The 24,850-nt window shown below is 51.4% G+C and carries 18 protein-coding genes; 9 read left to right on the top strand and 9 right to left on the bottom strand.

Translation table 11 applies throughout. The features are described 5' to 3' along the window. Positions 1-6: 6 nt before the first annotated feature. Positions 7-2,004 carry a CsgG/HfaB family protein gene (locus tag AC27IB_RS16585; RefSeq protein WP_487122312.1) on the bottom strand — a complete coding sequence of 666 codons (1,998 nt, stop codon included), beginning with the start codon at positions 2,002-2,004 and terminating at the stop codon, positions 7-9. A gap of 10 nt (positions 2,005-2,014) precedes the next feature. Further along, the gene (locus AC27IB_RS16580) at positions 2,015-3,103 is read right to left on the bottom strand and encodes a hypothetical protein (protein ID WP_487122310.1); all 1,089 of its coding nucleotides are present in this window, start codon (positions 3,101-3,103) and stop codon (positions 2,015-2,017) included. Between the two features lie 375 nt (positions 3,104-3,478). Here AC27IB_RS16580 and AC27IB_RS16575 point away from each other — a divergent pair, with 375 nt between their 5' ends. Together AC27IB_RS16575 and AC27IB_RS16570 are read left to right on the top strand one after the other, a co-directional pair. Beyond that, positions 3,479-4,996: a putative bifunctional diguanylate cyclase/phosphodiesterase gene (locus AC27IB_RS16575; protein ID WP_487122308.1), complete on the top strand. Its 1,518-nt coding sequence runs from the start codon at positions 3,479-3,481 to the stop codon at positions 4,994-4,996. A gap of 383 nt (positions 4,997-5,379) precedes the next feature. Further along, positions 5,380-6,036: a YitT family protein gene (locus AC27IB_RS16570; RefSeq protein ID WP_296050065.1), complete on the top strand. Its 657-nt coding sequence runs from the start codon at positions 5,380-5,382 to the stop codon at positions 6,034-6,036. Here AC27IB_RS16570 and AC27IB_RS16565 read toward each other — a convergent pair. Genes AC27IB_RS16565 through alr form a run of 3 tightly spaced genes read right to left on the bottom strand, consistent with a single transcriptional unit; the run spans position 6,033 to position 8,814 of the window. Next, positions 6,033-6,938, bottom strand: coding sequence for a glucosamine kinase nucleotide-binding domain-containing protein (locus AC27IB_RS16565; protein WP_487122305.1), 906 nt, complete (start codon positions 6,936-6,938; stop codon positions 6,033-6,035). The two genes, AC27IB_RS16570 and AC27IB_RS16565, sit on opposite strands and share 4 nt — an antisense overlap. Positions 6,939-6,943: 5 nt before the next feature. Continuing rightward, positions 6,944-7,726 carry a ZIP family metal transporter gene (locus tag AC27IB_RS16560; protein ID WP_487122303.1) on the bottom strand — a complete coding sequence of 261 codons (783 nt, stop codon included), beginning with the start codon at positions 7,724-7,726 and terminating at the stop codon, positions 6,944-6,946. Positions 7,727-7,743: 17 nt separating this feature from the next. After that, a complete protein-coding gene (gene alr, locus AC27IB_RS16555) occupies positions 7,744-8,814 on the bottom strand; it encodes an alanine racemase (protein ID WP_487122301.1) in 1,071 nt (356 codons plus the stop codon). Between the two features lie 207 nt (positions 8,815-9,021). Here alr and AC27IB_RS16550 point away from each other — a divergent pair, with 207 nt between their 5' ends. From AC27IB_RS16550 to AC27IB_RS16540, 3 genes are read left to right on the top strand one after another with little or no spacing between them, the layout of a single operon-like run. Further along, positions 9,022-10,602 (top strand): sodium:solute symporter, encoded by a 1,581-nt coding sequence (locus AC27IB_RS16550; RefSeq protein ID WP_296050056.1) that lies wholly within the window; start codon positions 9,022-9,024, stop codon positions 10,600-10,602. A 55-nt stretch (positions 10,603-10,657) separates the two neighbouring features. After that, a complete protein-coding gene (gene murQ / locus AC27IB_RS16545) occupies positions 10,658-11,593 on the top strand; it encodes an N-acetylmuramic acid 6-phosphate etherase (protein ID WP_296050054.1) in 936 nt (311 codons plus the stop codon). A 3-nt stretch (positions 11,594-11,596) separates the two neighbouring features. Then, entirely contained in the window at positions 11,597-12,751 is a 1,155-nt protein-coding gene (locus AC27IB_RS16540; RefSeq protein WP_487122298.1) for an exo-beta-N-acetylmuramidase NamZ family protein, read from the top strand. 4 nt (positions 12,752-12,755) lie between these two features. On the opposite strand, the gene AC27IB_RS16535 is transcribed toward AC27IB_RS16540, so the two are convergent. Further along, complete coding sequence (locus tag AC27IB_RS16535) at positions 12,756-13,622, bottom strand: MurR/RpiR family transcriptional regulator (protein WP_296050048.1); 867 nt, start codon at positions 13,620-13,622, stop codon at positions 12,756-12,758. Between the two features lie 170 nt (positions 13,623-13,792). On the opposite strand from AC27IB_RS16535, the gene AC27IB_RS16530 reads away from it, so the two are divergent. After that, a complete protein-coding gene (locus AC27IB_RS16530; RefSeq protein WP_487122296.1) occupies positions 13,793-15,142 on the top strand; it encodes a M14 family zinc carboxypeptidase in 1,350 nt (449 codons plus the stop codon). Here AC27IB_RS16530 and AC27IB_RS16525 read toward each other — a convergent pair. From AC27IB_RS16525 to AC27IB_RS16515, 3 genes are all read right to left on the bottom strand, one after another. Further along, positions 15,139-15,873 carry a substrate-binding periplasmic protein gene (locus AC27IB_RS16525; RefSeq protein ID WP_487122294.1) on the bottom strand — a complete coding sequence of 245 codons (735 nt, stop codon included), beginning with the start codon at positions 15,871-15,873 and terminating at the stop codon, positions 15,139-15,141. The genes AC27IB_RS16530 and AC27IB_RS16525 overlap by 4 nt on opposite strands. Before the next feature lie 77 nt (positions 15,874-15,950). Then, on the bottom strand, positions 15,951-17,093 hold the full coding sequence (locus AC27IB_RS16520; protein ID WP_487122292.1) for an acyltransferase family protein: 1,143 nt from the start codon (positions 17,091-17,093) through the stop codon (positions 15,951-15,953). Between the two features lie 10 nt (positions 17,094-17,103). Continuing rightward, positions 17,104-19,023, bottom strand: coding sequence for a glycoside hydrolase family 3 protein (locus tag AC27IB_RS16515; RefSeq protein ID WP_487122290.1), 1,920 nt, complete (start codon positions 19,021-19,023; stop codon positions 17,104-17,106). Positions 19,024-19,353: 330 nt separating this feature from the next. Between AC27IB_RS16515 and pbp4b the strand changes: the two genes are divergently transcribed. From pbp4b to ggt, 3 genes are read left to right on the top strand one after another with little or no spacing between them, the layout of a single operon-like run. Next, positions 19,354-21,738 (top strand): penicillin binding protein PBP4B, encoded by a 2,385-nt coding sequence (gene pbp4b / locus AC27IB_RS16510; protein ID WP_487122288.1) that lies wholly within the window; start codon positions 19,354-19,356, stop codon positions 21,736-21,738. Positions 21,739-21,772: 34 nt separating this feature from the next. Beyond that, positions 21,773-23,149, top strand: coding sequence for a Na+/H+ antiporter NhaC family protein (locus AC27IB_RS16505; RefSeq protein WP_487122286.1), 1,377 nt, complete (start codon positions 21,773-21,775; stop codon positions 23,147-23,149). A 4-nt stretch (positions 23,150-23,153) separates the two neighbouring features. Next, positions 23,154-24,839: a gamma-glutamyltransferase gene (gene ggt, locus AC27IB_RS16500; protein WP_487122284.1), complete on the top strand. Its 1,686-nt coding sequence runs from the start codon at positions 23,154-23,156 to the stop codon at positions 24,837-24,839. Positions 24,840-24,850 lie beyond the last annotated feature (11 nt).

Here is a 24,850-nt window from a genome sequence, read left to right as displayed (position 1 = left end):
TGCTATCTAGTTTTTAAATTGATAGGTTTCGATAATTTGCTTCATGTACCCGTCAATTTTCGCAGAGATGGGAGAGTTAACGTTTGATTTAACGCGCTCATCGAACTTGGCATCAACAAAGCGCTCGAGTGCTTCCAGCGACTCTTTACGTTTGAGCAGCAATTCCTCACCGTCTTCGAAGTAGTCAACTTCACGGTTACGCAATGGTTGTAACACTTTACGCGAGAGGTCTTCGACTACCTGATCCGCCATCATCTGCAGCATTTCAGTATCGGTAGCAATTTCCAGTGGATCGTAAGCGATATCAGCGTCTTTCACACCGTCGTTACCCACGTCTTCTTTAACCAGGCGCGAACGAATGGTATCAACACTCACGTTCTGACCCGTAGAGACATCAACGATGCGGTAGGAAATTTCAATAAAGCCCACTTTTTTCGCTTTGTTTACGGTGTATTCTTTTTCGGCGTAGACCGGCACCATAATTTTAGCCTGTGGCGCCTCTTTCAAATCGTTTTTATCCGGATTCGGGTTCAGTGCTTTCCAGTTCAGGAAGTCGATATTGTCCTGAATCTCTTGCCCCACCTGATAACGCACGGTCTCAGCACTTTCAGACTTGGTTTCGTCAACCTTAAACAGTAAAACCGATCCCATAATGGCCACGTCGATACCGTATAAACGGCCCATTTCCTTGGCGGTATCTTCAGACACCACACCAATCTGGCCAAGTTTCATTTCTTCAAGGATCGACTTAAGGTTTTCACGCTCAAGAATGTTGATATCTTTGGTGGCGTTATTAAACAGGTTTGAAATCAGCTTACCCGCAATCAGGCCGCCCGCGTCGAGGTTGTAAGAAGGGCTCTTGAAGTCAAATACCGCAATAGACTTAATCACCCGCTCCCGGATTTTATCCTGTACGTCACGGGATTTTTCAAACAAGCCTTCCATTAACGGGTCGAGCTTGCCAATCAACTCATACATGTACCAGGCAACACCCCAGTAACGGTTATCCATATACTCAATGGCAATATCTTCAGCCCGTGATACCACGGCATTACGCAGGGCTACAGCACGAGGAGGCAAAGCGCCACCGGTATTCTCGTCAATTTCGATGGCCAGATTGATAGCCCGGGCAATATACCCTTGCTGCAATAAGCGGGTCGCTTCAACGATTTTTTCATCCACTTGCTTTTCAAGCGCGGTCGCTTTCCATGCAATACAGTCCTGATCGTTAGGGCTGAACGAAAGCACCTTTTCACAGGCAAATTCTGTCTGATTCCAGTTTTGCGTATCCAAAGACTGAGCAGCAAGGTTTTTAAAGAAGGTCGCATTGTTTTTCTGATCGGCATCCGCCGCCATCTTCTTAGCAATCGCATTGTTTGGATCCAGCATGGTAGCTTTGCGGGCCGCCAGCTTGGCATCTTCAAACTCATACTCAACAAACGCTTTTTTGGCCTGCAACAGGTAATCCCGGGTACCTTCGGTTTTAATCCGCGAGGCTAACGGCACAGACGCCTCAAAGTTAGGATACAACTTTTGTACCTGTGTGAGCGTCAGATTAGCGCGAACCCAATCCTGACGGTCAATCAGCGCCAGCGCTTCAGAATAACGCTCTTTCACTTCGTCAATCAGCTCACTGCGTGAGCTGTCAATCTGACTTTCGAGCGGTGCAATGGCTGGCAGGTTCGGCGAAAACTGCTTAGCTTCAGCCACCAGTGATTCCGCTTTCTCGATATCGTTGATGCTGACGCTGGCTGCACTCAGAATGCCCTGCGCCTGGTTAATTAACGTCTGAGATGCTTTCAGTCGTAAACTGCTGAGCTGCGCAGAGTACTGCGCGTTATCCGGCTCTTTCGCAATTGCCTGCTTAAGGTAAGCAATGGCCTCAGCATAATTCCCAGCTGCAGCAAGCTGCTGAGATACATCAAACTCTTTTTTTCCCTTGCCCGTTGATTGACAGCCTGCCAGGGCTGACAATACCAGAGCGGCCAATACGTACCGTCTCATTGGTTGATCCTCAAACTTTGGTTGCGGTGATTTTGTTACCTGTGACGCCGACGATCTGGATTTTATGTCGTTGCGCTATGTTACTGGCCAGCAGTTCTTCGTATAACTGCTCGGTCCAGCCTTTATAGCTGATGACAAGGTGTGCCACACCATCGGCGATATTAGAAATTTCGATTTGCTGAATAGCCGGCATGGCTTCCTGAATGACTGCCTTCATCTGATTAGCTACATCCAGTGACTCCACCCCCTCAATATCAAGAAAAACGTTCCTGGCCTTCACTTGCTCCTGATGCCAGAAGCGGATCAGTTGTTTGCGTAACTGCGGCCATTCTTTACGAATGATATCGGCTGATAGCTTTGAAAAAATACTGTTCGATTTAACGCCGGGTTTGCTGGCGCTTTTGCTGCCTGCAGCCAGTACCTGATTATCACCCACGCGGGTCACCTGCATGCCCAGGGTCAGTTCGTTAGCATTAATTTTCATGCCCTGAAATTCTTCTGGTTTTATTTGCGAATCAACGGTCAGGTTAACGGCAAATCCGGCATAAATGGGTTCGTCTTCATCGAACACCTGAAAACCGTCACGCAGCAGTCGTTCGGTCATTTCATTACGGGCGTGCTGAGCAATTATCGGGTTGGTGGAATTTTCGTTAAGGACTACGGTCACGCGAGGCATTTTCGTCCAGCCCATTGACGCCTGGATCTGGGCGACTTTATCGACCAACAAATCAACCCGTACGTCGGCTTTTATAACAACTTCATAAATATCTTCGCTGTCACCTACGCCATCATAGATAATTTTGTATTCATCAATCTGACCGGCAGTACTGGAAAAAATCTGATCTTTACCAAGCAGGTAATTATTCACGTCGGTCCGGGAACGCACAAAAGTACCAACCACCTGTTCAACGGCTGCCCTCTTAGCATTTTCCAGTGCGACCTTGCGGGCTTCGACAATATTATTATCCGCCACTGCACTAATGCCCTTAGCTTCTACCAGCTTCGCTGTTGCCGATGGACTTGTAACGATCAGAAAAGCAACAAAAAAGGCGATTACTAATAAGGAAAACTGTTTGATGCTTCCACTGCACACTGCCATAGTGTCTCCAATTACCCACTATTACTACCAATAGTAGTTCAATATAATCCAATACCCCACAATTTGCACTATTACCGGAGGCGCTTTCACCGAATATCGTAAAAAGAGGTCTATTTGTCGATTTCTGGTGAACTTATTTTTTGTATACTATGGGTTTTTTTCGGTCATTTATAGGACATAAGTTAACAACTTATGCCCCACTAATCCGATGTGTTGCCAAATGGCGACTTTTTTCATCCTGAAATGAAAAAAAGCTTTATAAAGTCGGCATTGGCGTATAGCTTTATTAGAGTGCACAGGCCTAATCTCGCGGGATTACGGCGCTTGGCTACTTTTTAGCCTTCCCTCCCGACTTTATCTTTGAAGGAAAGCGCAATGCAAAGCGACTCAACCGGCATCTGGTATTTTGAATGCGACGTCTCTGATATTGAAACGCACCTGCTGAATTTACAAAGTCGTTCTGTTATCTATCCCGATGAGTGCGAGTACCTGATAAAAAACCTGCATAAATTACACGCCACATCAGAGCAAAACACCCATGGCGTGGTGCCGTTATGCCACCGTTGCGTAACGCTGATCGCCAAAGATGACAAAGTTGAGATCGTCATTAACCGGGAGCAGGAAAAAATTGACCATGTTACCCAGTTGCCACTGCGTGTGTCTCTTTTGCGCCAGCTTGGCATCTGGTATGAGCAGGATCCGGATGCCATAACCGGTATTTGCCTGGTCGAACTCGATGATTTCAGTGATATTAACGATACCATCGGCCACGCGGCGGGCGATCTGATCCTGTTTGAAATTGCCCGACGCCTGGAGCGCTATCATGGCTCGCGTTTCAAACTGGTCAGGTTGCACGGTGATGAGTTTGCCCTGGCCGTGACTCAATTAGCCGATGCCGAAGATATCTGGCAGGTATCAAAGTGGATTTGTGAACAGTTCGAACCCCCTTTTATGACTCAGAAAGGCGCCGTATTCCTGACCCCTTCCATTGGACTGTCACTGAATATTAATACCGGCGAAGAACCCGTCACCTTACTCGAAAGTGCTTATATTGCTCTGAATCATGCTAAAGACGATGCCTTGACCAAAGAGAAACTCTACAACCCGCAGCAGGAACATACCCTGACCCGCCAGGTATTGCTGGAAGCGCAACTCAATCAGGCACTCACCGAAGAAGACAGTCTGTTAGTGTGGTATCAGCCCAAACAGGATCTCCATAACCGTCAGATTAATGGTCTGGAAGCGCTGATACGCTGGAATCATATTACCGAGGGGCTGATTTCCCCGGGCGAGTTTATCCCTCTTGCGGAGCGCACCGGCCTGATTTGCAGCATTACCGATTTTGTGGTCCGGCAGGTGGCCAAAGACATTCCAAAACTGCGCAGTCATGGTTTTACCGGCAAGGTGTCAATCAATGTCTCGGCCAACGATTTTATGCGCACGAATCTGGTAGACAGCCTGTTAGCCTTGCTTGAGCCCTATAATATTGATACCAGCGATATCGAGCTGGAAATTACCGAGGGGGCGTTTATCAGTGACTTCGATCACTGCATTTTGCTGCTTACCGCGCTGCGTGACGCCGGGTTTGCCTTATCCATTGATGACTTTGGCACCGGCTACAGCTCGTTAAGCTATTTAACCCGACTACCGGTGGATACCGTAAAAATCGACATGAGTTTCGTCAGAGAACTGGCCCGCTCAGATCAAGCCAGGCAAATCTATAAAGGTATGATTGATATCTGCAAAGCAATGCACTTCGATGTGCTTGCCGAGGGCGTTGAAGACGACGCGCAGCGCGAAGCCCTGGCAGCCGTTGGTTGTGATCGCATTCAGGGATATTTGCTGAGCAAGCCCTTACCGGTTGATAAATTACTCGACTTCCTGAACAAATAAGCCGCTTCACCGCTTGGTTATGCACTATTACTGGGTAACCCGGTGAACAAACTCCCCACGTTACGGCGGCTAACGTCCTTTTTGCGAGCGACTGCTCACCCGGTAATCAATATATCGCGCCAGCACAGATGGTTAGGCACCTAGGATATCCGGACGTTGCGCAAAGCCTGGTTATTTTTACAAAAAAAATACATCTTAACCATAAATAAGCAACACTACGTAAAGCTTGCATACCAGTACAGCCGCTATGCCGACTTCTCGCGGGCGGCGCAGGCTACTAAGGCCTGGTAATGCACGTATAATAGGCGCTTAAATTTTCGTCAATATCAAAAAGAACAGACGAATTAACTTCATTCAGAACGACAGAAATCCAGTTTATTATTATGAAAAATGCATCACACAGTGTTTTCGAAGATGTTTTTGCTCTGCTATGTGCCGGTTTATTTGTGGCGTTTGGCATTTTCCTGTTTCAGTCTCAGGAGCTCATGGTGGGTGGCGCAGCAGGTCTCGCCTTACTGGCAACCTATGTTACACCGCTTGAGTTCGGCATCTTATTCTTCCTGATTAATTTACCGTTTTATTACTTGGCGTGGCGACACATCAGTAAACGTTTTATGATCAATACGTTTATCTCCGTGACCACGGTGTCGTTATTCTCTGAGTGGGTGCCCCACTTTGTGGATATTTCACGGGTCGATCCCTTTTTTGCTGCCGTGTTCGGCGGCATATTAATCGGCGTAGGAATGCTGATTATGTTTCGTCACAGTTCCAGCCTCGGCGGCCTGGGGATCCTGGCTTATTATCTGCAAAGCCGGTTTGATATTCGTGCCGGATCGTTTCAGCTGGTGGCTGACACCTGCATTCTGAGCTTGTCGTTTGTCTTTATCGACGCTCACCTGGTGCTCATTTCTATCCTCGCCGCGTTTTGTCTTAATATGGTGATTTCACTGAACCACCGGCCGGAGCGATACACCTTGCCCGCCGTAAAAAAGCCTCAGGCAGATGATGAAGTGGAGCATCTGCATCCCCAAAACGGCTAAGCGCTGGTATCCACTGAAGTAAGCTGTTGCTGGGCCAGATACACTGCCCCCCATTCTGGCCCGTGTTGCGCTGGTTGAATGCGCGCCGCAACAGCGTCCGCTAAATAAGGCCGCCAGGCGGTGGCCAATCCCCCACTCAGTACCAGGTTCATGCCGCTCTCACCGGTTGCCCGTTGCGCTAACTGGTTTAAGTAGTCAGCCCCTTCACTAATAATACTCTCTGCCGCCGCATCCCGTTTAGCCAGGGCGAAGAGTTGCGGGGCAAAACGGGCAAATTCGCCAGGCAAAGCACTATTAAGTTTATCGACAAGGGCAGAAGGTGTTGCGCAGTGATAAAAAGCACTCACGGATTGCCACAGCTCGTTGTCGGGGCTGAGCTTATCCGCCGCCAGTAAGGCTCGTCTGGCCGCCATCTGTCCAAGCCAGGCTCCGCTGGCCTGATCACCCAACTGAAAGCCATAGCCCCCATACTGAGTCACCTTGCCATTTTGCAAAACCGCCGCACAGGAACCGGTGCCGGTAATAATTACCACCCCATCGCGGCCCCCATGAGCGCCAAGTAATGCAGTATGCAAATCAGAAGAGAAGACCAGTTCAGCAAACGGATGTTGCCACTGTTTAAGCCGTGCTGCGGAAGAGTCCAGATAAGCGCCAGCCAGGCCGGCACTCACCACCAGCTCACTGCTCACCTCACTAAACTGAAGTCCGGCATCTGCGACGGCATTTTTTACCGCTGTCAGAATAGACGATAAAGCCAGCTGACCGTGCTTGGCGATATTTGCCGGCCCGCCAATTCCCTGTCCTAACGACTTACCCAGTTCGTTAAACAGCTCTGCCCGGCACTTGGTGCCGCCGCCGTCTACACCTACCCAGTATTCGCCGTACTTCAGGTTTTGCGTCATTCTTATCACCCCAGTAAAACATCCATCAACATCATTACTACAAAACCAATCAGCAAACTAAAAGTCGCAACGTTCTGATTACCATTCTGGTGGGTCTCAGGAATGATTTCATCAGAAATAATAAACAACATGGCTCCAGCCGCAAAAGCCAGCGCCCATGGCATAAACGCTTCAGCGCCCGATACGGCCACTGCACCAACCAACCCGCCTAAAGGCTCCACTAAACCACTCCCTATGCCTATCAGAGCGGCTCTGGCCGGAGTAAATCCCACCGATAATAATGCTACCGAAACCGCCAGCCCCTCAGGTATGTTCTGCAGGCCAATTCCCAGCGCCAGAGACAGGCCATTGGCCATTTCCCCACCTGCGAAGCCGACCCCCACAGCCAGACCCTCCGGAAAATTATGCAGCGTGATGGCCAGCACAAATAGCCAAATCCTGGCTAATTTGGTTTTTGAAGCCCCTTCCCGGCCACTGACAAAATGTTCATGGGGCACAGTCTGGTGAATAAAAAACAGTAAAAACGCACCGGTCAGCAATCCGGTTGCGGCCACCAGACCGCCCGCCATTTCACTGCCGTACATTGCTCCCCCATACTCAAGGGACGGCAGTAACAATGAAAAAAACGTGGCGGCCAGCATAATCCCGGCGGCCAGGCTAAGCAGGGCATCTTCCAGTCGTCGCGATAGCTGGCGGATTAAAAAGACACCCAGACTCCCAGCGGCCGTCCCCAGGCTGGCACACCCGCTGGCGATTACGCCGGCCCAAACTATTTGTGAACTGTCCACTTACCACCCATTCCCTATCAACCAGATACTCTTGGTACTCTGGCAGAGACACGGGTGATCAATTCATAGCTGATCGTACCGGCCCAGTCAGCGACTTCATCTACCGGTAACTGCTGGCCCCATAACTCCACATCGTCACCCAGCGCGACCTCTTCAATGTCGGTCACATCAATTGTAATCATATCCATAGACACTCTGCCTACCAGCTGGCCACGCTGACCACGAACCACTACCGGTGTTCCGCTCGGGCAGTGACGGGGATAACCATCGGCATAACCAATGCCTACGGTGGCAATAACACTGTCTCGTGGCGCAGTCCAGGTTTGACTGTAGCCCACACTCTCACCTTGCTTTACCTGATGCAGGGCGATAATTTGCGCCATCAGCGTCATCGCCGGTGTGAGTCCATATTCAGCGGCGGGGTGACCCGTCACCGGGCTGGCGCCATACAGGCCAATTCCCAGCCTGCACCATTGTGCCTGACTCGCCGGATAACACAGGGTGGCAGCTGAATTGGCCATACAACCGGGCAATGCCAGCGTGCCGGTAAGGGTTAAAAATGCCTGAAGCTGTGCAGCGTTGTTGGGATTCTGGGGGTCGTCGGCACAGGCGAAATGCGATACCAGCACCGGATTTTGCTGTGTTAGCCAGTCGTAACCGGCCAGTAACGCCGCGACTTCATCAGTAGTAAAGCCCAGCCTGTGCATCCCGGTATCGACCTTTAGCCAGACCTGCGGCCGTTGCTCTGGAGAAAGTGCATCAAGCCACGCGATTTGTTGTGGGTTGTGGATCAGTAGAATAAGGTTATTGACCCTGGCCGCGTAACAATCGTCCACATGATGCGGGCCTTCCAGGACCAGCAACGGCTGGCTGATACCGGACTCTCTGAGCGCTGCCGCTTCATCACAAATAGCAATCGCAAAACAATCACAGACTTCGCTCAGCGCTTTAGCCACCGTAACCGCACCATGCCCGTACGCATCAGCCTTAATTACCGCAATAGGCGTGCAGCCCTGGGCAGGACGCAACTGACTAAAATTATTGCGAATGGCATCCGGGTTAATAATGGCACGGGTTGATCTGGTCAATCGATTAACTCTTAGGTTGCGGATTACATTGGGTATATCCTGTACGATACACCTTGCTCATAAATTAATAAATTCTTAATTTGAAAATAGCACAGAATAATATATTCTAAATTTGCACCAACTCTGACAAACTGGTGTCCATGTCGGTGGTGACTGGTTACGCAGAGCCATGATAACCCAGCTTTCAAACGGTGAGAACGAGAATAAATGCTAGCCAATTATACCCTGCCAGACTTAATGCTGTTTGCCTTCTACGGGCTGCTGCTGGTGGTGTCTGGCTGGTACTTTAATCGCCGGGCGCAAAACACCAGTGATTATTTTTTAGGGGGGCAGGCAATGCCCGTGTGGATGGTGGCCATGTCGGTGCTGGCCACTTCCCAGTCTGCCGCCACGTTTTTAGGCGGCCCGGATCAGGGGTATCGCGGTAACCTGACCTACCTGGCCACCAACCTGGGCGCATTTATTGCCGCCTTTTTTGTTGCCCGCGTGCTCATCCCTCGCTTTTACCAGCTTAAAGTCTTTACCGTTTACGAACTGCTGGAAACCCGCTTTGGCGCCAGAGCCAAGCAACAGGCCGGACTCATGTATTTGTTCGGTCGGATATTTGCCAGCGGCGCAAGACTCTATATGGCGGCGCTCGCGGTCGCAATGATCCTGTACGGCAACATTGCCGCCAGCAGTGTAATAACCGCGACGGTTCTGATCAGCGTGATTGGGCTGGTTTACAGTATTTACGGCGGCATCCGTACGGTCATCTACAGCGACGTTATGCAAGCCTTTACTTACATTGGCGCAGCCGTCGCGGTCATTATTGCTTTACTGGTCGCTATTCCGGCTGATTTACCGGCTATTTTTGAGGTGCTGCAAAACCCTGGAGAGGGGGCGCCCTCCAAACTCAAGCTGTTCGATGGCAGCATCGATTTTTCGCCATCCGGCGTGTTTACCCTGACTTCAGTATTCACCGGCTTTGTATTGCTCAATATCGCCGCTTTTGGGCTTGACCAGGATATGACCCAACGGGTGCTGACCTGCCGCAATGCCCAGGAAGGGGCAAAAGCCATGCTATGGTCAGTAGTGATGGTTATCCCGGTCATGTTATTGTTTATCGTGATCGGTTTGCTGTTGTATATCTATTATCAGCAGCCAGCGCTTATGGCCACAAATGCCGGCGCGCCGGTTCCGCAATTTGCCGGCGAACCGGTAACCATCTTTATGTACTATGTATTAACCGATTTACCTGCCGGTCTTAAGGGCTTAGTGACTATTGGTATCCTTGCCGCTGCACTGTCGACGCTAAATTCCGGTTTAAACTCGATGTCGAGCGTCCTGATTCAGGATTTGTACCGTCCCTGGAAACGTAAACAGGGCCATACGAACAGCGAGCATCATTTTGTTAATGCGGGCCGGGTAGCGATGGCGCTGGTTGCTTTGGCGTTAGCGTCAATGGCGTGTTTATGCTATTACTGGCAACAATATTCGGATACGCCGCTGTTACAATTTGCACTGGGTGTTATGGTATTTTCCTACAGTGGCTTACTTGGCGTATACTTTATTACACTATTTACTCAGCGGGGCAGCCCTGCCTCCGTCACAGCGGCATTATTGTGTGGTTTTATTATCCCCTTGCTGCTACAACCTTATGTGATGAGCTGGTATTTACCCGAAACCTGGCAAATAACGCTGGGTTTCACCTGGCAACTGGTGATAGGAACGCTGGTGGCCACGCTGGTATGTGCTGCGGGTCAACAGCCCGACAACATGCCTGAAATAAAGGCGGAAGCAAAATGAATGGACTAACACGTTTAACCTGGACGATGGCTAACCCTAAGGTCGGCAGTTAACTATGCAGATGACAAAAAAACAGTCAGCAACATTGCTTGAGCAACTGAACAGAATTATTTCCGAGGGCCGTAATCCTCATACCATGGATATTGATGTGCTGCCGACCATCGAAATTCTGGAAAAAATTAATCAGGAAGATGCCGGTGTGGCCGACGCGGTGCGTAAAACCATCCCACACATTGCCAAAGCCGTCGACGCCATTGTGCCAAGCTTACAGGCTGGTGGCCGCTTAATTTATATGGGCGCAGGAACCAGCGGGCGGTTAGGTATCCTGGATGCGGTGGAATGTCGGCCGACCTTCAGCGTTCCCGAATCCATGGTAATAGGGATCATCGCTGGCGGTGACCAGGCCATTAAGAATGCCGTAGAAGGCGCCGAAGACAATACGGTCATGGGCGTTGAAGATTTGAAAGCGCTCAATTTTAATGCCAACGACGTGCTGGTAGGTTTATCCGCCAGCGGCCGCACGCCTTACGTGATTAAAGCAATGGAATACGCGAACTCACTGAATGCCGCCACGATTACCGTGACCTGTAATCCTGAGTCTCCCATGATGCATGTGGCCGCCATTGGTATTTGTGCCGTGGTAGGGGCTGAGTGCATTACCGGTTCTACCCGCATGAAATCGGGCACCGCACAGAAACTGATCCTGAATATGCTCAGTACCGCCAGCATGATTAGACTGGGGAAGACCTACGAAAATTTAATGGTGGACGTCAACGCGACTAATCAGAAGTTAAAAGCCCGGGCGACCCGCATCGTCATGCAGGCTACCGACTGCACTGAAGAAGTGGCCGATGCGGCGTTGCAGGCAGCGAATAACCGCGCCAAGCTGGCGATCCTGATGATCCTCACCGGACAGGACGCGGCACAAGCAGAAGCCCAGCTATCTGACAACGGCGGTTTTCTGCGCCGTGCCGTGCAGTCACATTCTTAGTCGATGTTTCGTTACCTGTTATTGATTCTGCTGTGGCTAACCTCAGCAACAGCGCAAAGTACCGCCCTGAAAGTGGGCGCAGAACAGTCAGAACGTTACCTGCCGCTACTCGCTGATAAACGGGTGGGCCTGGTTGTTAATCAAACCAGCCGGGTTAAACAAGCCCACCTGGTCGATTTTCTGCTTGGCCGTAACGTAGCGGTGCAGGCAGTATTTGCCCCGGAGCACGGTTTCAGAGGGAAGCTGGGTGCCGGTGAGAAAGTCACCGATGGCATCGATCCGCAAACCGGTCTGCCCATTCGCTCGCTTTACGGCAAATTCAAAAAGCCCGCTCAGGAGATGTTAAAAGACATTGATGTGCTGGTATTTGACATTCAGGATGTTGGTGCCCGGTTCTACACCTACATCAGTACCCTGCACTATATTCTCGAGGCTGCTGCGGAGCAGTCGATTGCGGTAATCGTGCTGGACCGGCCCAACCCCAATGGCCGTTATGTTGACGGCCCGCTACGTGAGCGGGAATTCACCTCATTTGTGGGTTTGGATCCGCTGCCCTTGCTTCACGGGCTGACCGTAGGCGAGCTGGCAAAGATGATTAAAGGCGAAGCCTGGATAAACCAGGCAGAAAAACTCAGTCTCACAGTAATCCCTGTTGTCGGGTACAACAAAACCTTCGATTATGAATTGCCGGTAGCCCCGAGCCCGAACCTACCCAACAGCACGGCCATCCGCTTATATCCATCGTTGTGTTTATTTGAGGCAACGGTTGTCAGTATCGGCAGAGGCACAGACTGGCCGTTTCAGGTTGTCGGCCATCATGAGATTAAGCTGGGCGCTTTTACCTTTACACCACAATCCATGCCGGAAAGTGCGCCCAATCCAAAACTCAGAGGCGAGTTCCTGTTTGGCCGGGATTTACGCCACAGTGAAATTCAGGGCTTCGATATTGAATTGCTGTATGAAGTCTACCAGTTGTTTAATCAACACCAGCAGGTATTGATTGACCGGCCCGACTTTTTCGACCTGTTAAGCGGCACGGATAAGCTTCGTAAGCAACTGGCTGAAGGCCTCGACCCTGCCGCAATCCGCGCGAGCTGGCAACCAGCACTGGATGAATTCAAAACGCAGCGTAAACCCTACCTGCTTTATCCACAATGAGTGTTTAGCTGCCCTGCGTCCCGGAACCACCACGACGAAACTGAGAAACAATCTCGTTGGTTTTTTCCAGCAGTTTACGGCCCGGGCGAGAAGCCTGAGTCAGCGCGATAAACAGCATATCGATAATCAGCTCCTGAGCCGTTCTGGCCAGTATCGAGGATAAGCGGGCTGAGGCCTCTTCTGCCACCGAATAAAGCTGCACGTCAGCAGGCTCGGAAACCGGTGTAGTGCCATATTTAGTAATCGATATCACCTTGGCATGATTATCCTTTGCCTGATTAACCACGTTCACAATTTCCCGGGTAGCGCCGGACTCGGAAATCGCCACCACCACATCGTTTTCGTTAAAGGTGGCTGCCAGCGCCAGTTGCACATGGCCATCGGCCTCGGCTATCGCCATCATTCCCAGTTTTTGCAGCTTGAAAGAAAAGTCTTTACTCACCAACGCCGAGCCGCCTACCCCGCAAATCAGGATACGTTTGGCGTTTTTAATGATTTCTACCGCTTTTTCAAACTCAACCAGCTCATTCAGATTGCGGGTTTCATTGAGCACACTTATCTTGCTGCTAAGCAGCTTGTCGGCCATTTGTTCAAAGCCATCATTAAGGGTTATTTTGCCATGTAACTGGGTGTTGGGCGTTTCCCGGTTCAGCGCGTCAATAACCGCCAGCTTAAAGGCCGGGTAGCCTTTATAGCCAAGCTTCTGTGCAAACTTCACCACACTGGACTGACTCACACCCACGACATTCGCCAGTTCCTGCGATGATAAGTCGCGCACCGCATTGGGCGAATCCAGCGTGAAAGTCGCCAGTTTTGATTCACTGCTCGACAATGAATGCTTTATTGCTTTGATTTTGACAAAAGCTGACATGCGTGTGTTCCCGGTTGTCGGCGTCGGTTACTGCACGAAGAAACCAACAACAAAAATAACAATAGAATTTTTTATTCAAATATAAACCAGTTGATAAGAATATCAAAATCTCTTTAAATAGACTTTTCGGCGCTCTACGCGTTTAACTGTTTGTAAGGTTACCGTAATTTATGAAAGCTGCCCATCCCCATGCGCCCGCACAGGCCATCGCCAGCCTGTGGGATTCCCACCATTTCAGCCCGTTGGATAAAGCACATCTGCGCCATCAGGATATCCAGTCGGTGCTCGATGAAATCGCTGAGTACCCGGCAGTCACCCGCCAGACAATTGGCTATAGCTGTGCAGGTAAGTCCATTGAACGACTAAGCATTGGTCAGGGTCCATTGATTATCCTGACCTGGACGCAAATGCACGGTGACGAGCCAACCGCAACAGCGGCAGTGCTGGACTGGCTCAAACTGCTGCATCTTAACGCCAGTAGCCAGGCACTGGCTTTAGACGCCGACTGGACGTCGCTGGTCACACTGCATGTGATCCCGATGCTCAATCCAGACGGTGCAGAACGTCATACCCGGGTCAATGAGCAGGGCATCGATATCAACCGTGATGCCAAGCACTTGCAAACACCGGAAGGCCGGTTGTTGTGGCAACAGGTGCAAACCCTGAAGCCCGATGTAGCCTTTAACCTGCATGATCAAAACCCCTATTATTCGGCCGGAGAGACGCCCTACCCTGCCACCATTGCTTTCCTTGCGCCGGCATTCCATCCGGATAAACATGTTGATGCGCCAAGGCTGCGGGCTAAACAACTGATTGCCTGTATGGCTGATACCATCAGCCACTGGCTGCCTTGTCATATCGGCCGCTACGACGATACTTATTCTTTGCGTTCATTTGGTGACAACATCGCCGGTACCGGGGCCAGCACTATTTTGATTGAATCGGGTGCTCACCCTAACGATCCCCATCGTCAGGTGGCCAGAAAAATGAACGTGATTGGCTTACAAAGTGCGCTGGAAGCGTTACTGGGTAATTTGTACCAGCAGAAATCGCTGGCTGACTATTACCGTATTCCTGACAATGTGGAAGACGGCCTGGTGGATATCAAGTTTTCCCGGGTAACTCAACGCTGCGGTGAGCATGAGTATGTCGCCGATATCAGTGTTAATGTGGATAAACAGGGACGCGCCACGGTAAAACATATTGGCGACCTGTCTGGTCAGTCAGGATTTACCCATGTCAGCGCCTACCAGACCACGGTACGGCCAATCAGAACGTTTCAGCTCGACGGACCGATGGTGTTAACCGAGGCTGAGTACCTGGCTTTATTGCAACAGGGATTCAGTGCTTTTGTGGGCGATAGGTCGCAGCTCGATAACCAAAGCAATTTACCGGTACTGGTGCTGCCTGAGCCCCCCGCTTACTCAACTTTATATCCGGGTGCCCCGGCGTTTTGGCTAATGCATGACAGCGAGGGTAAGCAACGGGCAGTACTGAACGGAAAGATTGTTCACCTTTAAAAAGTTAACCGGGTAAGTTCAGCCACCAGCGCCTGGTCGAAGCGCTGCATAAAAGCTTTATCCACCCGGTTACGACTGAACAGAAAGTGTACGCGGGTTTCATGTATCACCTGCTTGGCCACCATAAAGTCGTCAATGCCCAGCTCTGCGGCGGCGGCCTCAAGCACTTTCTGGTCGCCGACCACGGCATCCACCCGACCCATTTTCAGCAGTTGCATTCGTCTTAGCGTGCCTTCTGCGTGGATCAGGTTGCGGTCATACACATCCAGTGCTTTATGTTGAAAGTCCTCACCAAACCAGCCACTTTTGTTAACGGCCACCAGGTAATCCTGTTGCAACAAGGCACTGACATGCACATCTCCAAAGTAAGGGTTACGGGAGAACCTGAATCCAAAAACGATGGTTTCTTTACGGTAAGGCATTGAATAGAAGTTTTGTTGTTCGCGGGCTTTGGTATACGCTGCGCCGAGGATGACATCCACTTCGCCCTGTTCCAGCTCGAGCGCCAGGCGTTGTTCCGGTAATCGCTGGGCGTTCAGTTGATGGCCAAGCCGCTGCAATGCGCGACTCAGTAAGAACAAGTCCTGACCGTCGGGCTCACCCTGCTGATTGATATACAGGTAAGGCTTCCAGTCAGCGGCAACTGCCAGATAGAATGGCTCTTCACCATGGGCCGAATAAACCGGCACAGACAAACCAACTGTCAGCATGAAGATAATCAGGTAGCGCAATGTCTTTCCCTGCATTGGCGTATACGATATAACCTGATTATTACACTACGCCGGCCCTGATGTGGACTTACCAGCATTCAAATCCGCCAGAAAAAACCATTATGATACATAAACTTAATCGGGTAATAGCAGATCATCAGAAAAATGCCGGCCAACAGCAATGAAGCCAGTTCAGGGGGCAGCGGCAGCCCTTCGACAACCTGCCAGGCATGGCCTTTGAGCGAGACTCCGTCAACATTTACCATAAGCAGTACTCTGGCCAGGATGCCAGACAACATAAAGAAAGCAATGCTGTTCGTACCGGCAACTAACAGCGGATGCCCTTTGGGTAACGGACCGGCTTTACGTTCGTAAACCACACTGAGCCAAAACAGAATAGTTAACATGCCGCTGGTCACCATTACAAAGGTGGGCGACCAGAGTGCTTTATTAAGCGGATTGACCACCGACAGTCCGTAGCCGGCGCAAATGCCGGCCAATGCCAGCATCATCAGCTTATTCGGACAGCGCTGCTGCACCAGCACGTAACGGCCAACCCAGACGCCGGTTAAGCAGGTCGCGACCGCAGGCAGGGTGGAAAGTACCCCTTCAGGATCAAACGCAAACGGTGTTGCCTGACCATAATATACATGCGCTTTACCAAGCAGGTGATGATCAATGTACGCCGCCAGACTGTTGCCAAACTCCCATTGCCCCTGATAAATCACGCCGTCAGCACTGCTATAGGGTATAAGCGCCATGGCCCCCCAGTAGCCCGCCAGTAAGAGAGCGGTCAGAACGCCAAGCCAGCGCCACGACAAAGTAAGAATAATCACCACTGTTAGCCAGTACACAGTACCGAGCCGTGGCAATACGCCGGCGAAGCGCAACGTGAACAAACGTTCCTCAATCCAGCTATACCCTGGGCTGGCGGTATTAAACCAGCACAGGTATAACAGCCACCCCAGCAAAATAAGTGTCATGGCCCGTCGGGTCGTGCTTCTGAGCACAGCCATAACATTACCTACCCGCTCCAGCTCCCGGGGCAGGTGAATGGCGATGGTCACTCCCATTACAAAAATAAACCCCGGAAAAATAACGTCCGTTGGGGTTAAACCATGCCAGGCGGCATGTTTTAGCGGGGCATAAACAGCTTGCCATGAACCCGGATTATTAACCAGCACCATGGCAATTATCGCCAGTCCCCGCAGGGCATCCAGTGCACTGATCCGCTGCATCATTTTGTCTGCTTTATTCGATGGTAACGGGTGATTTGCCAGGCATGGGCGAGCGCCCGAGCAAACCTTCCGCGAGGGCGTCGAATACGGCGCCCTGAGCCTCGGCGGCGTCTTTGTCACCGGCTTTGGTGACGGTCACGTTATAGCCGAATGTCGCCACCGCTGCACCAGCCAGATGGCGGTAATCCGAAATACTGTAGGGCGCACGCAGTGCAATAAATACCGCACCAACCGACTGCTCCCCGGCGCTGACTAACAACCGCCTGATCCAGGCCGACTGAGTGGCTTTATCCGGCCGGTTTCGCCACACGGCCAGGTCGGCCATGCCGCCCATTTCTGCCAGGCTGTGTTGCGGCGTAATATCTCCAACAATTACCGCATCCGTCCCGCTCAGGTCGGGTAAGACGCCTTCAGAGTCAATCTCTGTTAACGCTTTACAGGTTAATTGCAAGTCTGGCTGGCGTTTTAACAACGCCGCCGTCATTGCCATGCATCGCGCGGTATCCGGCATTACCACATAGTAACGGTTGCCTTTGAGAGGCAGTGCTCCCAGATTATAAACCTGAGTCAGGGCGGCGCTGGCCAGCGCCATTTCGGTTTGCTGATTAGCTTCCATGGGAAGGCGCTCACGGGCTGCCTGAACCCGCTCAGCTAACGGTTGCTGAATAAACTCTTCCAGCTGAAACTGTTGCTTAGCCTGCAAAATACGCTTTACCGACAATTGCGTTTGCTCGCGGTCGATATCACCACGCTTGATGGCTTCAGCCCATTGTTCATATAGCGCCCAGAAACGGCTGATGCTTTGCGGGTTGCGCACCGCGTAAGGCATCAGTGCGATGTCGGCGCCGGCGTTAAACGTTTTAATCACCGCGTTTTTATGATCAACATAATGAGCAATCCCCGCCATATCCAGCGCATCGGTAACAATGATGCCTTCATAGCCCATTTTATTGCGCAACAATCCGGTAAGAATCTTGTGCGACAGCGTTGCTGGCACCAGGGTGTCCTCACCGTCGAGCGCTTTAAAACGAGTGTCGTCGAGCAACGGATACTGAATGTGTGCGGTCATAATCATAGCCGGTGCATTGTGCTGCCCGATAGCATAACTAAAAGGCAGTAAATCCACCGCTTCGACCGTGGCCAAATCATGATCGACCCGTGGTAAGCCGGTATGACTATCAGTGTGGGTATCACCATGGCCAGGGAAATGTTTCAGCGCACTAAGAATGTTTTCGCTTTGCAGCGCGGCAACCGCCGCAGCGCCGAGTTCGGCGACCATTTGTGCTTCTTCGCCATAGGATCTGACGTTAATCACAGGATTGTCAGCATTAACGTTTACATCAACCGTTGGGGCAAAGTTCACATTAAAACCAAGTAAACGGATACTGGTGGCAATCCCTTTGTTTACCCGTTCAGCAAAGGCAGTGTTGTACAGCGGATACGTTGCGCCAATCGCCATATTGCCCACATAACGGGTGGCCACTTCATCAGGTAGCCGGGCCACTCTGCCGCCTTCCTGATCAATAGCAATAAACAAGGGTGGCAGGCCGGCTTCTTTTGCGAGCTGCTGGAGAGCATAATTCAGCTCGATAATTTGCCGGCTGTTGTCGAGGTTTTCAGCAAATAAAATCACGCCGCCGATGTGGCCCTGACGAATAATGTCAGCAAACTCAGGCATAAGCGTGGTAACCGGCGTTTTGCAGCGTTCTGCTGGCGTGCCATCCGCGCAGTAGTAACGCATGTCCAGCATCAGCTTTTGGCCTAACATGAACTTCGCGTCCTGCCCGCCAGAACAGCCTAAGGTTAACATTACAAGCAAACTCACCAGTACGGCTTTTGTACGCATCACTTTCAGGGCCTTTTCAAATGTATCAACAACGATAACCAAGCTTACCTCAGCGACCGCAAAAAATAAATTATTCCAACTTTGCATTGGCAGACTTCCCGTTACGGCCCGGCGGTGACGCCTAAAATGTGTCAAACCAGGCGGATAAAAAAGGTCAGAAAGGCGATGTAAACCGAGTAACAGAGAGCGTCGGCGGCCCGGATGCCGCCCTCAAAACCAGGAATATTTTATTATGCACGAGCCATTCGAGTATGGTAGTTTGAGACAATAACCATCTGAGCTTTAGTCAGATGCCCAGTCAGCAAATCATCAATGAGTAGAGGAATAACTGTGACCAGCCGAAGTTTTCGCAGTGCGATATTATGGACACTTTGTGCACTGCTTTTAATTAGCTGTAGCAGTCGACGGGTAATTGAAATGCCGTCGGCCAATTATGGGGAGCGGGTAAAGTCGCTGGTGCTGCACTTTACAGCCATTGATTATGCCCGCTCAGTCACAGCACTGGTAGAGGAAGGCGGATTAAGTTCTCACTACCTTATTCCTGAGTCTAATGACCCGAGCGATCCTGGCGGTAAGCCAAGAATTATTCAGTTGGTCGATGAAAATATGCGTGCCTGGCATGCTGGTAAGAGTTACTGGCAGGGGCGTACCGGCTTAAACGACCACTCCATTGGTATCGAGATAGTCAACGTGCCCGAATGTGAGCGCGATGGCGAAATGGCCCCCTCTCTGGCTGAGCATGGCTCAAATCGGCTGTGCTTTTTCCCGGATTACGACCCCGCTCAAATCGAAGTGGTTATCGAGCTGGTAAAAGACATTATCGCCCGACACCCGGACATTGAACCTACCGCCGTGGTCGGCCATTCTGATATTGCCTTCGACCGCAAGAACGATCCCGGCCCGCGTTTTCCGTGGTTTGAGTTATATCAGGCCGGCGTTGGCGCCTGGTACGATAATGAGACCCTGGCCGATTACTGGAAAACCTTTAACGAACAGCCGGCCAGTATCGGGTTACTACAAAGTGCATTGCGCGCCTATGGTTACGGCGTGATTGAAACCGGTATCGCCGATACCGGTACGCTCAATGCCATTTCCGCGTTTCAGATGCATTTCCTGCCCTGGCATGTCAGCGGCGAACCTGACAGTCGCACCACCGCCGCCATATTTGCCCTGCTGGATAAGTATTTTCCTGAGCAAAATGAGGCGTTGCTGGTTCGATACGAGAAAGAACGCAATGAAGCCATAGCCGCTGCAGAAAGCGAGCTGCCTGAGATTCGCCGGGGCCAGATAGACGCGGTACTGCCAGATCTCAAGCCATCTAAACGCGCCTTTGTTAAAGACCGCTTCGCGTTTAAAAGCTACGCCGGCCGCGGCGAATTAATTATCGAAGCTGATGGTCCTACCTCCGCTACGGTGTCGGTAAATGGTGAAACACTGTCGCTGGACGATGAGTTTACCGCTGGCAATACCTATCGCTATTCGCTCGCCCGCCGCACCCGAACCGGCCTTAATACCCTGGCCGTCAGCGCTATTCAGCCCGCCGAAGCACAGTTACATATTCAGGTGCCATACCCTCAGTTAACCGACAATACCCGCGCTTATCAGGACCGCTTTGCAGCAGTCGACAAGCTGATCAATCAGGAAGTAGCCGAAGGCTTCCCGGGTGCGGTTTTGCTGGTGATTAAAGACGGTGAAGTCATTAAACGCACAGCCTATGGTTATCAGAAACGCTATGATGAAAACGGTGAGGTGCTGGCGGATCCGCAACCGATGCGCACCGATACCATTTTCGACCTGGCGTCTAACACCAAGATGTTTGCAACGACACTGGCGCTGATGCATCTGGTGGAAACCGGTCAGCTCGACGTAACCGTGCCCATTAAACATTATCTGCCGGAGTATCAGGGCGCAGGCCGGGAAGCACGCCGCGTCAGTGATTTACTCTCACATCAGTCCGGTTATTCACCCAGCATTGCTTTTTACGATCCGGAAAATCCACTGGGCAAGCGTTTTTACTCCCAGTCGAAACAACGCACCAGTGAACTGCTTATTACCCAGGCCCCCTTTGAGATCAGCAACGGGCTTAACGCCTCGTACAGCGACATTAATTTTATGCTGCTTGGGCTGATTGTGGAGCGCATTACCGGCATGCCTCTGGATAGTTATTGTGAGGAGTGGTTATATCAGCCGCTGGGGCTGGACAACACGGTCTTTAACCCGCTCAAAAAAGGTCATCATAAAGGCGAGTTTGCCGCGACCGAACTGCGCGGTAACACCCGTGACGGGCGCATTACCTTTCCCAATATCCGTGACTATACCCTGCAAGGGGAAGTTCACGACGAAAAAGCCTTTTATGCCATGCAGGGCGTGTCTGGTCATGCCGGGTTATTCTCTACCGCCGATGAACTGGCAGTAATGGCACAAATGCTGTTAAACGGCGGTGGCTATGGTGAAACCCATCTGTTCGACAGCAATGTCATTAATGCTTTTACCAAACCGGACAACCGCTTCTGGCATTACGGACTGGGCTGGCGACGGGCGGCCAATGGTACCAATCGCTGGCACTTTGGCCCTTATGCCAGCGATCAGGCTTTTGGCCACACCGGCTGGACCGGCACCGCAACGGTTATCGACCCAGCCCTTGATTTGGCCGTCATTCTCTTGACCAACGCCCGCCATTCGCCCATTGTGGAAGAAGACGAAGAAAAGCTGCAGTTTACCGGTAAGCAATTTGAAACCGGCCGCTACGGCAGCATCGTTTCACTGGTCTACGAAGCGGTTCTGAACACACAGGCCAATTAAAATAACGACATAAAAACAACAAGGGTTCATTAGTATGGATTGGGTTTCCATCATTCCACCAGTCATCGCCATTGTGATCGTTTTCTGGAAGAAAGAGGTCATTATGGCGCTGTTGATGGCGGTTCTTAGTGCCGAGGCACTGATCCTCCTCACCGCAGACACCGGCAGCCTTTTGCTGGCGCCAATCACTTCCATCGAGCGGGTGGTCGATGTAGCCACCAGCGCCGGCAATACCCGCATTTTACTGTTCAGCGTACTGGTAGGCGCATTGCTGGCCTATATTCGTGACTCGGGCGGGGTAACGGCTACGGTCGACTGGCTAACGAAACGCGGGGTAGCCAAAAGCCGTCGTCAGGTTGGCGGACTCACCATGCTCACCGGCATCGTCGTTTTCATAGAATCCAACCTCAGTGTACTGACCGCCGGCATATTTGCCCGCGGGTTATTTGATAAGTTTGGTATGAGCCGAGCCCGCCTGGCGTACCTGATAGACAGTACCAGTGCACCGATATGTATTCTCATTTTACTTAATGGCTGGGGAGCCTTCGTACTCGGCATGCTCGATACTTACGAACTGCCCGCCTCATCAGCGAGTATCCTGTGGGGCTCGGTATTTTTTAATTTCTACGCCATTATTGCCCTGCTCATCGCCGCCTACACCGTGTTTGCCGACAAAGTACACGGCCCCATGGCCAAGGCAGAACAGCAACTTCAGAGCAATCAGCAGCAGCTTTCTGCCGCAGCCGCCACCAAACCCGGCTATATGGTGATCCCCATTTTAACTATGGTGTTAAGCATGGTTGGCTTTATGCTCTGGACCGGCAATGGCGTACTCTCTCAGGGCAGCGGCAGTAAATCGGTACTGTATGCCACTATTCTGGCCACGGCGGTAGCGTATCTGATGCTGGTATTTTCCAAACGCTTTACCCATCACGAAGCGGTTGATGTGGGCTTTAAAGGCATGGGCGAGTTGCTGCCGCTGGTCACCATCGTATTACTTTCCCTTACACTGGGTAGCAGTTTAAAAGTACTGGGTACCGGCATTTTCGTGGCAGGTATAGTTGGCGAGTACTTACCATTATTCCTGATTGTCCCCATGCTGTTCTTAGCCGGCGGCATTATGTCGTTTACTACCGGCACGTCCTGGGGAACCTTCGCGATTCTCATTCCTATAGGTGTGCCGCTGATCCAACAACTCGGTTTGCCTCCTTCACTGGTCATCGGAGCCATTCTGGGTGGCGGCGTATTTGGCGACCATTGCTCGCCGATCTCCGATACCACGGCGGTTTCGTCGATTGCCTCAGGCTGCGACCTGCTTGAGCACGTGCGCACGCAAATGCCTTATGCACTGACCGGCGGCGCCTTAACCTTAATTCTGTATGTGATAACAAGTTTAATCATGGTGGGTTAGTTTCATGCGATATCTGTTAATTAGTGCCTTTCTCATTTCCCTCACTGCCTGTTCATCCTCCGAACAGGTAACGGCTTCACCGGCGAGCTCTGCGGAGTTTGCGGTGGCCATGCCGGATAAATTCGCGGCTCAGGTGGCTCTCGATGTGATGCAGGACGGTGGTAATGCGGTGGATGCAGCCATTGCAGCACAGTTTGTCCTGGCCGTGACTTATCCGGAAGCCGGTAATATCGGCGGCGGCGGCTTTATGACCATTTACATGGACCAACATGCAGACTTCCTCGATTACCGTGAAATGGCTCCCGCTCAGGCATCCCGCGACATGTATCTGGATGACAGCGGCGATGTACACCCAACCGACTCGCTGTTTGGCGCTAAAGCATCCGGCATACCGGGTACCGTTGCCGGTATGTGGGCCGCTCATCAAAAGTACGGCAAATTACCCTGGCAGCGTCTGGTTCAACCTGCTCTGACCTTCGCCAGCGAGGGCTTTGAAGTGCCGGCAAAACTGGCGGGCAGGATCAGTCGCTATATTAACCGCATTGAAAAACGTGGCCTTGAAACTAACTTTGCCAATTACTTTGGTGAAGCGGCTACAGCAGGTGTGTTGTTCAAACAACCGGAGCTGGCGGCCACGTTAACCCGTATCCGGGATAACGGTCCGGCGGGCTTTTACGAAGGAGAGACGGCCGATCACATTGTTAGCTACATGCAGGCCAATGGCGGTTTAATCAGCCACGACGATTTAAGCCGTTATCATGCACAGTGGCGAACGCCGGTGAACTTTGACTGGCGCGGCTACCAGGTTGTTACCGCCCCACCACCAAGCTCCGGCGGTATTGCCGTTGCTCAATGGCTGGGCATGGTCGACAACGTGATTAAAACCAATGTACTACCTGCCCATAACTCGGCGCCTTATCTGCATCTGGTCAGTGAGGCAGGCAAGCGCGTGTTTGCCGACCGCGCCGAATACCTTGGCGATCCGGACTTTTTCTCGGTGCCTCAGCCCCAACTGATTGCACCGGACTATATCGCACAGCGGGCCCGGGAAATTAACCTGATCGCTATCTCCGCTACCCCTCAGATAAAGCCCGGATTACATGAAAGTGAGGACACCACCCATTTCTCTATTGTCGATCAATGGGGCAATGCCGTGGCCAATACCACTACCATTAACCTTAGCTTTGGTGCTGGCGTGGTAGCTGAAGGGGCGGGCTTTTTATTAAATGATGAGATGGATGATTTTAGCGCCAAACCCGGCGTGCCTAACTTCTTTGGCGCCATTGGTGGTGAAGCCAATGCCATTGAGCCTTACAAGCGCATGCTGTCGTCGATGACTCCCACCATCGTACTGGAGAATGGCCAGGTAAAACTGGTTACCGGTTCCCCTGGCGGTACCACCATCATTTCATCAGTTACCCTGTCGATACTGAATACCCTGCTATTTGATTTAAGCGCAGAAGAGGCAGTAAACCGTCCGCGTTTCCATCATCAGCTGTGGCCTGAGGATCAAATTCGCGTACACGAAGGCTTCAATCCGGCCACATTAAATTCGCTGCAGGACATGGGCTACACCATCAAAGAGAGTAACTTTGGCGATCTGCACCTGATAATGCAACGAGACGGTAAGCTGTCTGCTGCATCCGAGGCCCGGGGACGGGGCAAAGCGGTAGTGCAGTCGGTAAAATAAAGGGTAGAGAT

The sequence above is a fragment of the Alteromonas sp. 4NH20-0104 genome (assembly GCF_057547795.1).
The sequence above is the reverse complement of the archived record's forward strand: the minus strand, read 5'-3'. Positions and strand labels throughout refer to the sequence as shown.